This is a genomic window from Euzebyella marina (assembly GCF_014855515.1).
Classification (GTDB): domain Bacteria; phylum Bacteroidota; class Bacteroidia; order Flavobacteriales; family Flavobacteriaceae; genus Euzebyella; species Euzebyella marina.
On the sequence record NZ_JACYFK010000003.1, the window covers coordinates 231,042 to 244,702 of the forward strand.

Here is a 13,661-nt window from a genome sequence, read left to right on the forward strand (position 1 = left end):
ACAGCTGCAATACTTTTTATCTTTAGAGAGTAAGAATTTTCTTTTATGAAGATAGTGGCTCTAAGCATTTTTGCGCTCTTATGTCTATGGTCATTGGGAGCACAAACCAATGAACCTCTTTTGGCCAATCGTTTGTATGCCGATGGGCACTCATATCCAGATTTTTTGTTCGGTGAAAAACATGCTTGGCTTCTGATAGGTTATAGTATCACAGGAAGCACTGCTGTCGAGATACAGGCTTTCTACGACAAATATGTTATGGAGGAAAGACTGAGGGTGCCTTTGACCGTGAAACAGTACTTCGGAAGCAAGTGGTATGTATTTTCTGGGGTAGAATATGATTTTTTGCTTACCAGTATGGAAAATTTGGATGCCATTCAACAAAATATAACGAAACCTCAGATTAAACCCCGACTGGATTATCTCGGTGGGGTTGGTTACGATGTTCAAAAAGACTTTATGCTTGATGTGAAGGTGAACCAACAAATCAACGATTCTAAGCTTCATTACTTTGGACAAAAAACCAACACTGGTAGGAACAGCCTTCTGACCATTGGAGGTCGTTATAAGTTCTAAGTGTTATTTTCTTGGGTGGTACTTATTGACCACTTCCGTTAGATGAGAACGGTCAACATGCACATAAACTTCTGTAGTGGTGATACTTTCATGGCCCAACATTTGCTGAATGGCTCTCAGGTCGGCTCCATTTTTCAATAAATGTGTGGCAAAGGAGTGTCTAAAAGTATGCGGACTAATACTTTTTTTCAAACCGTTTTTTTCGGCCAATCTTTTTATAATGGTAAATATCATGGCCCGGGTCAATTGTTTGCCCCTTCGGTTTAAGAAAAGAATATCTTCGTGGCCCTTTTGAGCGTTTTGATGAACCCTGACTTCGTTTCTGTAGATATCGATGTATTTTATATTATAGTCGCTTATAGGTACAAAACGCTGTTTGTCTCCCTTACCGGTAACTTTGATGAAGCCCTCGTCAAAAAATAGATCCGAAATGCTAAGGCCGACCAATTCCGATACTCGAAGTCCGCAACCATAAAGTGTTTCGAGCATGGCCCTGTTTCTTTCTCCCTCGGGTTTTGATAAATCTATAGCTGCAATAATTTGGTCTATTTCATCTTCGGAAAGTGTATCAGGCAGTTTTCTCCCAATTTTTGGAGATTCGATTAAATCTAACGGATTATCTTCTCTGTAATCTTCAAAAACCAGATAATTGAAAAAGCTTTTTAGGCCGGAGATTATTCGCGCTTGTGAGCGTGGGTTGAGGTTTTTGGCAACATCGTAAACAAATTGCTGTATTGTTTCTTTTTGAATGCGAACCGGGCTTTCGGTTATATTGTTGACCTCTAGAAAGGCAATCAGTTTCTCGACATCAAAAACATAGTTTTTAATGGAGTTTTCCGAAAGGCCTCTTTCAATCTTTAGGTAATGCTGATAGTCGGTGAGGGCTTGCATCCATTTCATGGGATAAAGGTAAACAATGATGGCCATCTGCCGTTAGGGTATTATGTTTTGTACTTGTGTAACGCTTCTCCGGTAAGTTTTAGATTGATAACCCATGTGAAATATGGTTATCTTATTATTCATCTGCGCTAGTCGGTAACAATCCCTATCTTTAGGCAGAAATAATAGTATTCGAACAGGTGACGGTCCAGTTTTTATTAAAATGGATTGTGCTGTACGAGTAAACCCAATACCCTTAGAATAGATACCCCAGAAAAAAGGAAATAAGTTTTCAATGAAATTAATCATTATCAATGGCCCCAACCTAAACCTGTTGGGCAAGCGTGAACCCGAAGTGTACGGTGACAAAACTTTTGAAGACTATTTTGCCGACCTGCAATTTAGGTTTAAAGAAGTTCAACTGGAATATTTTCAGTCGAACATCGAGGGCGAGCTTATTGGTAAAATTCAAGAAACAGGATTTTCTTATGATGGCATTATTCTAAATGCCGCTGCCTATACCCATACTTCAGTCGGTATTGGCGACGCGGTCAAGGCTATTGAGACTCCGGTGGTAGAGGTACATATTTCAAATACCCATAAGCGGGAAGAGTACCGACACGTTTCCTATATATCTCCCGGGGCCAAAGGTGTGATTTTAGGTTTTGGCCTGCAAAGCTATGATTTGGCAATTCAGAGTTTTCTTTAGTACCTACAGCTTTTTAGGATTAGGGTAATATTGGATAAAATCGGTTTTCCGGCATTTTTCAATAGCCCTAACTATCTTATTTTGCCGAAAATTCAATTTTGAACATACTTCATTTAGTTTTTTTTCGTTTTTGATTTCCGATAAGAATAGAAATTTAGAATGATGAAACGAATAGTATTTTTGATTTTAATCTGTCTTTCCTTTTCAAAAATATCAGCTCAAGAAGGTTTTAAGCTAGGGCTTCAAGCAGGTTTGCCCGTGGGCGATTTTAACGAACGGATTGGGGTGGTCATCGGTGCCGATACAGGCTATATGTGGGCCCCGAACAAGACCTTCGACCTTGGAATAAAAGCAGGATTCATTCATGGTTTCTCAGAAGAATTTCGCGAGGGCACCATTCTTGAAGACTTGCCTAGTTTTCAATTTCTACCCTTGGCCGGGTCGGTCAGAATTTGGCCTGGAAAAACTTTCTCTTTCGGGGCCGATGTTGGTCAGGCACTAGGCCTTAATAAAGGTAATGATGGAGGATTTTACTTGAGACCTCAAGTTGGTTTTCAGGTAGGACCTCAATCTGAAGTTAATTTCTCGTATACCTCAATCGATGTGAACGATGAAAAATGGAATACCATTACTTTGGCCTACGTATATACATTTCTATCCGCAAGGCACTTCAGATAATTAGGCTTCGGCCGGTTGTAAATACTTTTGATCTACATAAAAGGTTGCAAAGGGTAGCAGGGAGGCCAATAAAAGCACTATCCCTTTTTTAATGCTCCATTTTCTTTCAAACCAAAATACAATAGCCAAAATCACGTAGGCTATAAATAGAATCCCATGCGCATACCCTACATATTTATTGGGCAGGGGAATGTCTGCCATATATTTTAGGGGCATGGTTACCGCAAAAAGGGCCAGATAAGAAATACCTTCAAGTATGGCTGTCAATCGAAATACTTTAAACATGGTGGAAAAATAAAAAGACCGGTGTCGTTTTAGAAGCCGGCCTTAATTGATTTTATAAGTGAATTACTTCGTCATAGGCCGCCGCTACCGCTTCCATCACGGCTTCACTCATTGTTGGGTGAGGGTGAACAGCCTTTAAAATTTCATGACCTGTAGTTTCTAATTTTCGAGCAACAACAGCCTCGGCAATCATGTCGGTAACCCCGTTACCAATCATATGGCAACCGAGCCATTCGCCATATTTCGCATCAAAGATGACTTTTACAAAACCATCGGCATTACCGGAAGCTTTGGCCTTACCGCTAGCCGAAAAAGGAAATTTACCAACTTTGATATCAAGACCTTTTTCTTTGGCTTGCTTTTCGGTCAACCCTACAGAAGCAACTTCGGGCATGCAATAGGTACACCCAGGAATGTTTCCGTAATCTAATGGTTCAACATGCATACCTGCTATTTTTTCGACACAAAGTATGCCTTCAGCCGAAGCAACGTGGGCCAATGCCTGACCAGGGGTTACATCGCCAATAGCGTAATAACCTGGAATGTTGGTCTGATAGTAATCGTTCACAAGTATTTTGTCTCTGTCGGTAGAAATTCCGACATCTTCCAATCCGATATTTTCAATGTTCGATTTGATGCCTACTGCCGATAAAACAACATCGGCCTCTAGAATTTCCTCTCCCTTAGCTGTTTTTACGGTAGCTTTTACTCCTTCTCCTGAAGTGTCAACAGAGGTTACCTCGGCAGAGGTCTTAATTTTTACGCCAGCTTTTTTGAAGCTTCTTTCCAATTGCTTTGAAACCTCTTCATCTTCAACCGGTACAATGTTCGGAAGGTACTCCACCACGGTTACTTCCGTGCCCATTGAATTATAGAAATAGGCAAATTCGATACCAATGGCACCACTACCAACTACAATCATGCTTTTAGGTTGCTTTTCAAGCGACATGGCCTCGCGGTATCCGATTATCTTTTTTCCGTCTTGTGGTAAGCTGGGCAATTCACGGCTTCTGGCACCGGTGGCAATGATAATATGCTCGGCGCTGTATTCAGTCTCTTTACCGCTCTCATCTTTTACCGAAACCTTTTTCTTTGGTTTTAAAGTTCCGAAGCCATTAATGACTTCAATTTTGTTCTTCTTCATCAAGAACTGAACACCTTTGCTCATGCCATCGGCGACCCCTCTACTACGTTTTACAACGGAGCCAAAATCTTTATCAACACCCTCGGCCTTTAGCCCGTAGTCTTCGGCATGTTGCAAGTATTGAAAAACCTGAGCAGATTTCAATAGTGCCTTCGTGGGTATACAACCCCAGTTCAAACACACCCCGCCTAAACTTTCTTTCTCGATAATCGCGGTCTTTAAACCTAATTGAGAAGCTCTGATAGCGGTTACGTATCCTCCAGGTCCACTGCCTAAAACTATTACATCGAAATTGCTCATATTCTTAATTTTTTCTATTCTAGATTTGAATTTGATAGCACATTAAAGAGGTGCAAAAGTAAGTAATTATCATTAATTTCTTTGCTGTCGGGTATCAGCTATAACAATAATTAAACATATAGTTTTTAAATAGAAGTTCTGCGGCGCACTAAGTTAGTGCACTTAAGGATTTTTTTGCTGGATAGGATTCTTTTAAGAACCGAACATTTTTCTATTGAACGCTTCCGATTTGCCTTTGGGAATAGACAAGGACTTCCATTGTGGACCTTTGATCATTTTAGCTAAAAGTACTATTTGACCTACATGGGAAGCATAATGCGCTAACTGCCTATGAACCGCTTCTGTAATCGAATGGTTTTCGTTTCTGATCTTCACTTGGCTGCCGAAATTGTTTGAATCGATTGTAGCAAGAGCATCAAAAAGACAATCCCAACCTTCTTCCCAAGCGGTTATTATCTCACCTTTACTTTGATACGAATTTTCAAATTCCTGTTCTCTTTGCCTCCAGCTTTTTTCACCATCTTCAGTTAAGAAATTGGTCCAACGGCTTAGCATATTGCCATTCATGTGTTTTACAATGGTGGCCACGCTGTTATCCGATTCGCTGGCCTTCCAATTCATTTCATGATAGCTTAACTGCTTCAAACAGGCATCACCGAGTACCTTGTATCGGTTAAACTCAAACTTTACACTTTCCAGAAAATGATTGCTGAAATCCAAACTGAGAATCTATTTTGAATCGGGCACGAAATCTAAGGCTACGCCATTAATACAGTGTCTTAGGCCGGTAGGTTTAGGTCCATCATTAAAAACGTGACCTAAATGTCCGCCACAATTGGCACAATGTTCTTCTGTTCGTTTATAGCCGATATCATAATCGACATCATATGCTACATTTCCCTCAATTTCTTTATAGAAACTGGGCCAACCGGTACCTGACCTGAATTTAGTCTCACTTTTAAAGAGGGGCGTGCCACAGCCGGCGCAGACATAGGTGCCCTTTTCTTTGTTCTCCAATAGTTCGCTTGTAAAAGGGTTTTCGGTAGCAGCCTTTCTCAAAACATAAAATTCGGCTTCCGTCAGTTCTTTCTTCCACTCTTCTTCACTTTTGTTGACGGCAAACTTTTTCTCTTCTTTAACCTCGCTATCCTTTTGTTGTTGAGAGACACCTTGACAACTAATGAAGACTAGACAAGCTCCTAAAATTAGGTGTTTATATATCATCGCTTATTTTTTTTTAGTTAATTGGACGTTCAAGTAAAAACATCCTTTCAGTGTTTCTATGTTAATGTACGAAATGAATCGTTGATGGTTCATAAAAAAGAACCCCACTTTTCAGGTGGGGTTCTGCATATTTTTCGTTGAAAGTATTTAGTGAATTTTTTTCACATCTGTTTCTTCAACACCTAAAGCACTCATTACCGAATTGAGATTGGCTTCATCTAAATTAACCGCTGTTCCCAAATCTCCTGGAACCACTACAATTCTAAAAATTTGATTGTTCGTCAAATCCGCAGGAACAAGATTAGCATCAAATTCTGGTTCTAAAAGAATGGTATAATCACCAACCGTAAAATCGAAATTATAATAGAGCAAACCTTCATCACTGAAAAAAGGTTGCGGCAATTGACGCCAAACATCAAGTCCGTCAGTAACCTCTTCTAGACGATAGACCAAGATAACATCATCTTGAATTAACTGTATGTCAGAAGGGTATTCGGTGAAGAATTCATATCTATTGGCACCCGAGTTAAAACTGAGGTCGACATCTATTTCAAAGGCTGCCGCTTCAAATGCGGCTCCGTCGAGCCCGTCAAGACCATCGCGGCCCGGAGGTCCTTCAGGTCCTTCACAAGAAACAATAAAAAGTGATAGTAAAGACCCGAGTATGATTGTAGCTTTTTTCATTTTTTAAATTTTAGCGAATTATTCAATTGCGAATTTAGTTTCAAAAAGTGTTCCAAAATTTCATCGTGCTTACAAAAACACTTTCTTGTCCTTTTTGAACCCTTGTTCCAAAAACTTTCTCAAAAAAGGATTTCGAAACAGAATGATAGTGATGAAAAAGAAACAAAAAAGTTATCTTGGCGAAAACTAAGTGTGCACTTGTTGTAAATAGGTGAACTTCGGTTTAAAGTTCGACATACTTTTTAATAAAGTTGTTAGATTTACTAATATTATTAGAAAACCTCCATTTGATTATGCCACATGTAACTGTCTTCAGTCTGTTCTCCGATTTTGATATTGATCTTTTTAAGTCTGGTAAGCATTTCCGCCTTTATGAAAAATTGGGTTCTCACCCGATGGAACTTAATGGTGTTAAAGGAACATATTTCGCTGTTTGGGCTCCTTCGGCGCGGTCGGTTTCCGTTGTGGGCAACTTTAATGGATGGGATGGCCATATGCACCAATTAAATGTAAGATGGGATTCAAGCGGTATTTGGGAAGGTTTTATTCCTGGAGTGGGTGAAGGTGAAATCTACAAGTACAAAATATACTCAAACAACCATGGTGCCGTGACCGAGAAGGCCGATCCTTTTGCGCGGTATTGTGAACAACCGCCTCGCACAGCATCCATTATTTGGAAAAAGAATTACGATTGGGGCGATAACGAATGGATGGAAACGAGAAAGTCTAAAAATTCGTTGGACACACCTTTTTCGGTTTACGAAGTTCATTTAGGCTCTTGGAAGCGAAATAAAGAAGGTAAATTCTTGACCTACGAAGAATTATCGGATGATTTGGTCGCTTACGTCAAAGAAATGGGTTTTACCCACATTGAGTTTATGCCGATAATGGAATACCCGTATGACCCATCATGGGGGTATCAATTGACCGGATATTTCGCACCAACTTCCCGTTTTGGTGAACCTGAAGGGTTCAAACTTTTGGTAGATAAAATGCATAAGGCCGGTATAGGTGTCATTTTAGATTGGGTGCCATCGCATTTTCCTGAAGACGCCCATGGCCTAGGGTTTTTCGATGGGTCTCATCTATATGAACATCCTGATAGAAGACGTGGTTACCACCCAGATTGGAAGAGTTTAATATTCAATTATGGTAGAAGTGAGGTACGTGCCTTCTTGATCAGTAACGCCATTTTTTGGTTGGATCAGTTTCATGTTGATGGCTTGCGGGTCGATGCCGTGGCTTCAATGCTTTACCTCGATTATTCTCGTGAAGATGGCGAATGGGAGCCCAACATGTATGGTAATAACGAGAACTTAGAGGCTCTCTCTTTTATAAGGGAATTTAATGAGACCGTTTATGGCACTTTTCCTGATGTACAGACCATAGCTGAAGAATCGACAGCTTTTACCGGGGTCTCAAAACCGGTGATGTACGGCGGTCTTGGTTTTGGTATGAAATGGATGATGGGGTGGATGCACGATACCTTGGAATACTTTAAGAAAGAACCTGTTTATCGCAAGCATCATCAAAACGATTTGACCTTTAGCATGACCTATGCTTTTAGTGAAAACTTTATGCTTCCGTTATCTCATGATGAGGTGGTTTATGGTAAGAATTCTTTGGTATATCGCATGCCCGGCGATGAATGGCAGCGTTTTGCCAATTTACGCTTGATGTTCGGTTATATGTTTACCCACCCGGGTACCAATCTGATTTTTATGGGAGGGGAATTTGGTCAGACCAATGAATGGAATTTTCAACAGAGTTTAGATTGGCACTTGACCCAATATGATGTACACTCAGGGGTTCAACAGTTTATCAAAGACCTGAACACCCTCTACAAATCGAGTCCAGCCCTTTTTGAGAAACAGTTCAGTCCTGATGGTTTTAGGTGGATAGATTATGGCGACCACCAAAATTCGGTGTTGGCCTATATAAGAAAGGGGCACGAATCTGAGAACGATATTTACGTGGCTTGTAATTTCACTCCTGTGCCCCGTGAAAAGTACTGCATCGGTGTTGAAAAACCATCGGGTAAGTTCAAGGTTCTTCTGAATAGCGATGATAGCAAATATTCCGGTTCCGGTATGAAAAGCAAGATTTCTACCATTAAGAAAAAGCCTTGGCACGGGCGCGAGCAATCGGTAGAACTTACTATTCCGCCACTCAGTATAGTGGTATTTCAGTGAAAAACGGCCGATTTACCGTTTTAACAACCGATTGCACATGAATGATTTCGTAATTAGGCCCTAAAGTCTTTTTTTTGTAGGGTTTTAAAACTTGCCGGATGATAACCAACACAGAATTAGAGTACAAGGGTAACCTTTATCCGAATCGAGTAGTAGATTATGTTAGGGATAAGGATAAATTTTATTTCACTTCCGAAAATGGGGTTATTCTTGAGATAACGGTTATTCAAGACCGAACCGTAAGGTTCAGATATGCCACCGAGAATAATTTTCAACCTGATTTTTCATACGCCGTTGATCCAGATGCCAAGAGAGGGTATAACCATCTTGAAATCTTGGAGACCAATACCGAATATATCATAGAAACGGCCAAACTTCAGATTTTGGTCGATAAGAATACCTTGCGAAATCAGATTTCCGATCTTAACGGAAATATTATCAACGAAGATGAACTGGGTTTTCATTGGGAAGAAAACTACGATTACGGTGGTAACACCGTCAAAATGAGCAAAATCACCCAGCCAACGGAGAGTTTTTATGGTATGGGCGATAAGGCAAGCCATAGCAACCTTAAAGGTAAGAGGTTGAACAATTGGGTAATGGATCAATACGCGTTTGGTAAGGATCAAGACCCTTTATATAAAGCCATACCCTTTTATATAGGTCTTCACAGCGGTCAGGCCTACGGTATTTTTTTCGATAACAGCTTTCGTACCCAGTTTGATTTTGCGCATGAGCGTAGAACAACAACGAGCTTTTGGGCCGATGGGGGAGAAATGAACTATTATTTCTTCTACGGTCCTGAGATGTACAAAGTGGTGAGGGCTTATTCGAACTTAACAGGTGTGCCCGAATTACCACCTCTTTGGGCTTTAGGTTACCATCAATCGAAATGGAGCTATTTCCCAGAGAGCAACGTAAAAGATATTGCGAAACAGTTCAGGGATTTACAAATACCCTGCGATGCCATTTATTTGGATATTGATTACATGGATGGTTTTCGCTGTTTCACTTGGGATAAAGAGCGCTTTCCTGAGCCTAAGCGCATGATAAAAGAATTGAGCGAGGACGGCTTTAAGACCGTTGCCATGATTGACCCGGGCATCAAAATAGATAAAGATTATTGGGTCTATCAAGAAGCGATGGAAAATGACTATTTCTGTAAGCGCGCCGATGGCCCCTATATGAAGGGCAAGGTTTGGCCGGGCGAATGCCATTTTCCTGACTTTACCAATCCTGAAGTGAGGGAATGGTGGGCCGAGCTCTACAAAGAATTTATGGCCGATATTGGTGTGCATGCCGTTTGGAACGATATGAACGAGCCGGCGGTCATGGAAGTACCGACCAAGACGGCACCTCTTGATACGCGACATGACTATGACGGCTACCCTTGTAGTCATCGAAAAGCGCACAACGTTTACGGCATGCAAATGGTTCGTGCTACCTATGATGGTGTCAAAAAGTATGTATACCCGAAAAGGCCAATGGTGATCACTAGGGCCGCATACGCGGGTACTCAAAGATTCTCCTCGACTTGGACGGGCGATAATGTCGCCACCTGGGAGCACCTATGGATTGCCAATGTACAGGTACAGCGTATGTGTATGAGCGGTTATTCTTTTGTAGGCTCCGATATTGGAGGTTTCGCCGAGCAGCCCAGTGGTGAGCTTTTTGCTAGATGGATTCAATTAGGGGTATTCCATCCCTTTTGTAGGGTACATTCGAGCGGTGACCATGGTGATCAAGAACCTTGGTCTTTTGGGGCCGAGATTACTCAAATCGTGAAGAAATTTATTGAACTTCGTTATCAGCTACTTCCTTACTTATATACCATGTTCTGGAGATATGTTAGGGAAGGTAAACCCATGATACAACCTATAGTCTGTTTTGACCAAGAAGATATGCAGACGCATTTTAGAACCGATGAGTTCATTTTTGGGGAGCAAATTCTCGTTTGCCCGGTGCAAGAACCCAATGCCCAAGGTAGGCGCATGTACATACCTAGAGGAAATTGGTATAGTTATTGGGATGATGAGGTTATTGAAGGAGGTAAAGAGAAATGGGTGGCCGCAGAATTGGATACCATGCCGCTATTCGTGAAGGAAGGGGCGATAATCCCAAAATACCCCATTCACCAATATGTCGGCGAAAAAGAGATTGAGCAACTAGTCTTGGAGGTGTATTTTAAGATCGGTGATGAAAGCTCAACGGTTTACGAAGATGCCGCAGACGGCTATGATTATGAAAATGGAAAGTTCAGTTTAAGAAACTTTAAGTTGCTCGGTAAAGATGATGAATTGATTATTCACCAGTTCAAAGACGGAGGTTTTGAAACCAGTTATAGTTCATTTGTAATTAACTTTCATGGGCTTCCTTTTGAAATAGGAAAAATTGAGATTGATAATGAAAAGGTGGGTGTAAGCGAAGTAAAGTTGAAGAACAATCGAACCATGCAACTGAGCAAAGAATTTACACAACTGCGCATAACGTCAAAATGATTTTTTTGTACCATTGCGAAAATAAACATTACTGATATGAAAAAGATACTATTGGTTCTGGCTGTCTTTTTAGGGGTTGCAGCATGTAAGACGAACCCTTTTACAGGAAAAAAAGTACTTAATTTTTATCCTAACAGTCAGATTTTCCCCATGGCTTTTGCCCAATATGACCAGTTTCTGACGGAGAATAATGTAGTAAAGAATACTTCTGAAGCCCGTATGATTACCAAGGTAGGGCAGCGAATTTCTTCGGCCGCTGAACGTTGGTTGACCGCTAACGGGTATTCTGGTTACCTTAAAGACTATAAATGGGAATATAACTTGGTAAAAGATGAAACGGTGAACGCATGGTGTATGCCAGGTGGTAAAATTGTCTTTTATACAGGAATTCTACCGATTGCGGAGTCAGAAACGGGCGTGGCCGTGGTGATGGGTCATGAGGTAGCGCATGCTTTGGCCGATCATGGTGCGCAAAGAATGAGTGCTGGAACTTTGCAGCAAATCGGTGCAGTCGCCGGTAATGTGGCAATTCAAGACCCACAAAAACGTAACATCTTCAACCAAGCGTATGGTGTTGGTTCTCAAGTGGGTGTCATGCTTCCCTTTAGTAGGGGCCATGAGACCGAAGCCGATAGAATAGGTCTTCAGATTATGGCAATTGCCGGTTACGATCCCGCAGAGGCAGCAGAGCTTTGGAAACGCATGAAAGCGAACAGCGGCGGTCAGGCCCCACCAGAATTTTTAAGTACGCATCCATCTAACGATACAAGAATCAACAATTTAACAGAGTGGGCACCAATGGCAAGGGCCGAGGCCAAGAAATTTGGTGTTACTTCGTTTGAATGATTCTGCTCAAAACATGTATATTTAAGACCGTTCTCAAAAGGAACGGTTTTTTTATGCAATTATGGGTAAAACAATAGCTCCGAAAGGAAGCAAAAAACTTTTGAATGCTTGGGCATTCTATGATTGGGCCAATTCCGTTTACAATTTGGTGGTATCATCGGCCATTTTTCCAATTTTTTACGGAGCGCTTACCTTGGTGAAAGATGAAAATGACAACGTCATTAGCGACCAAGTTTCCTTTTTAGGTATTGAGTTCAATAATGATACTTTGATTAGCTATGTTACCGCTGCCGCTTTTTTGGCGGTTTCTTTTTTGAGCCCCTTATTAAGCGGTATCGCCGACTACGTGGGCAACAAGAAAATTTTCATGAAATTTTTCTGTTACTTGGGCTCCTTGTCCTGCATTGGCCTTATTTGGTTTAATATGGATTTTCTTTGGTTCGGTCTATTGTGTTACTTCTTAGCTTTGATAGGTTTTTGGGGAAGTATTGTTTTTTACAACTCGTACCTACCTGATATCGCTTTTAACGATCAGCAAGATGCGGTAAGTGCGAAGGGCTACGCTTTAGGATATATAGGGAGCGTAATTCTATTGATTATCTGCCTGATGATGATATTAAAGTACGAAGCCTTTGGATTTCAAGATGAGGGTTTGCCTACCAGACTTTCATTTGTTCTTACGGGAATTTGGTGGATAGGTTTTAGCCAGTACACCTACTTTCACCTGCCAAAAGGAAATAAAAAGGAATCGTTTACCAAAGATTTACTCTTCAACGGATTCAAAGAGCTGAAATCGATTTGGAAAAAAATCAAGATCAATGTGCCTCTGAAGCGATATTTGGGTGCTTTCTTTGTTTATAGTATGGCCGTTCAGACCATTATGTTGGTGGCCACTTACTTTGGTATTGAAGAGCTTGATTGGGGAAAAACCGACTCTACCACAGGGCTTATTGTGAGTATTTTATTAATACAGATAGTTGCCATTTTTGGGGCGTATTTGACCTCAAAAAGTTCAGAAAGGTTTGGGAATATTAGCGTTTTGATGGTGCTCAACCTTATCTGGATCATCATTTGTGTATTCGCTTATTTTATAACCACACCTAATGAATTCTATATAACCGCTGCCTTTGTTGGCTTGGTTATGGGCGGTATTCAGGCACTTTCTCGCTCGACTTATTCTAAGCTATTGCCCGATGATGCGGTCGATACAACCTCTTATTTTAGCTTTTACGATGTCTCGGAGAAAATAGGGATAGTGCTGGGTATGGTCTGCTACGGCTACGTTGCCCAAGTAACTGGTAGCATCCGTGGGTCCATTATTTTTTTCGGTATTTTCTTTTTGGTCGGTTTGTTGCTTTTGACCAGGGTTAAAAATAGACCTGTCAACTCTTAGTCTAAAACGATAAGTAATTTTGAACTTTCTTGTAGGTTAAATAGTGTTATTTAATCGTATTAATTCTTTTCAATTATTTACTGGCAATATAAGATGTATACATTCGACAGATTCTTAATTATCGCTCTGTATTTTAGCGATTTAACATTTGTTTATATAAGTTGGTAGTTGGACCGATTAGATGGTCGTTTATCGATAATCCCCCTGTCATTAGAGTGATTACTTTTCATTTGTAATTCATTTGAAAAAGGGG

General features: G+C 40.8%; 13 protein-coding genes. 7 read left to right on the plus strand and 6 right to left on the minus strand.

Going from position 1 to position 13,661, the window contains the following annotated elements; genetic code table 11:
• Positions 1-45: 45 nt before the first annotated feature.
• Positions 46-576 (plus strand): hypothetical protein, encoded by a 531-nt coding sequence (locus IL356_RS13960; RefSeq protein WP_162987826.1) that lies wholly within the window; start codon positions 46-48, stop codon positions 574-576.
• 3 nt (positions 577-579) lie between these two features.
• On the opposite strand, the gene xerD is transcribed toward IL356_RS13960, so the two are convergent.
• Entirely contained in the window at positions 580-1,476 is an 897-nt protein-coding gene (gene xerD, locus IL356_RS13965) for a site-specific tyrosine recombinase XerD (protein WP_121848184.1), read from the minus strand.
• A gap of 274 nt (positions 1,477-1,750) precedes the next feature.
• Here xerD and aroQ point away from each other — a divergent pair, with 274 nt between their 5' ends.
• Together aroQ and IL356_RS13975 are read left to right on the plus strand one after the other, a co-directional pair.
• A complete protein-coding gene (gene aroQ / locus IL356_RS13970; RefSeq protein ID WP_121848185.1) occupies positions 1,751-2,164 on the plus strand; it encodes a type II 3-dehydroquinate dehydratase in 414 nt (137 codons plus the stop codon).
• Between the two features lie 159 nt (positions 2,165-2,323).
• A complete protein-coding gene (locus IL356_RS13975; RefSeq protein ID WP_225621503.1) occupies positions 2,324-2,842 on the plus strand; it encodes a porin family protein in 519 nt (172 codons plus the stop codon).
• Here IL356_RS13975 and IL356_RS13980 read toward each other — a convergent pair whose 3' ends face one another.
• The 5 genes from IL356_RS13980 to IL356_RS14000 form a co-directional block, all read right to left on the minus strand.
• Positions 2,843-3,127 carry a DUF3817 domain-containing protein gene (locus IL356_RS13980; protein WP_121848186.1) on the minus strand — a complete coding sequence of 95 codons (285 nt, stop codon included), beginning with the start codon at positions 3,125-3,127 and terminating at the stop codon, positions 2,843-2,845.
• Positions 3,128-3,179: 52 nt separating this feature from the next.
• On the minus strand, positions 3,180-4,571 hold the full coding sequence (lpdA, locus tag IL356_RS13985; RefSeq protein ID WP_121848187.1) for a dihydrolipoyl dehydrogenase: 1,392 nt from the start codon (positions 4,569-4,571) through the stop codon (positions 3,180-3,182).
• A gap of 192 nt (positions 4,572-4,763) precedes the next feature.
• Positions 4,764-5,291, minus strand: coding sequence for a DUF1572 family protein (locus tag IL356_RS13990; RefSeq protein WP_121848188.1), 528 nt, complete (start codon positions 5,289-5,291; stop codon positions 4,764-4,766).
• A 9-nt stretch (positions 5,292-5,300) separates the two neighbouring features.
• Positions 5,301-5,795, minus strand: a complete 495-nt coding sequence (gene msrB, locus IL356_RS13995) for a peptide-methionine (R)-S-oxide reductase MsrB (protein ID WP_121848189.1) — start codon at positions 5,793-5,795, stop codon at positions 5,301-5,303.
• Between the two features lie 147 nt (positions 5,796-5,942).
• Positions 5,943-6,479, minus strand: coding sequence for a collagen-like protein (locus tag IL356_RS14000; protein ID WP_121848190.1), 537 nt, complete (start codon positions 6,477-6,479; stop codon positions 5,943-5,945).
• Positions 6,480-6,772: 293 nt separating this feature from the next.
• Here IL356_RS14000 and glgB point away from each other — a divergent pair, with 293 nt between their 5' ends.
• The 4 genes from glgB to IL356_RS14020 all read left to right on the plus strand — a co-directional run bounded on the left by glgB (position 6,773) and on the right by IL356_RS14020 (position 13,408).
• Positions 6,773-8,671, plus strand: a complete 1,899-nt coding sequence (glgB, locus tag IL356_RS14005; protein ID WP_121848191.1) for a 1,4-alpha-glucan branching protein GlgB — start codon at positions 6,773-6,775, stop codon at positions 8,669-8,671.
• A 98-nt stretch (positions 8,672-8,769) separates the two neighbouring features.
• Positions 8,770-11,169 (plus strand): glycoside hydrolase family 31 protein, encoded by a 2,400-nt coding sequence (locus tag IL356_RS14010; RefSeq protein ID WP_121848192.1) that lies wholly within the window; start codon positions 8,770-8,772, stop codon positions 11,167-11,169.
• A 36-nt stretch (positions 11,170-11,205) separates the two neighbouring features.
• Positions 11,206-12,015 carry a M48 family metallopeptidase gene (locus tag IL356_RS14015; protein WP_121848193.1) on the plus strand — a complete coding sequence of 270 codons (810 nt, stop codon included), beginning with the start codon at positions 11,206-11,208 and terminating at the stop codon, positions 12,013-12,015.
• A 61-nt stretch (positions 12,016-12,076) separates the two neighbouring features.
• Positions 12,077-13,408 carry an MFS transporter gene (locus IL356_RS14020; protein WP_121848194.1) on the plus strand — a complete coding sequence of 444 codons (1,332 nt, stop codon included), beginning with the start codon at positions 12,077-12,079 and terminating at the stop codon, positions 13,406-13,408.
• Positions 13,409-13,661: the final 253 nt, after the last annotated feature.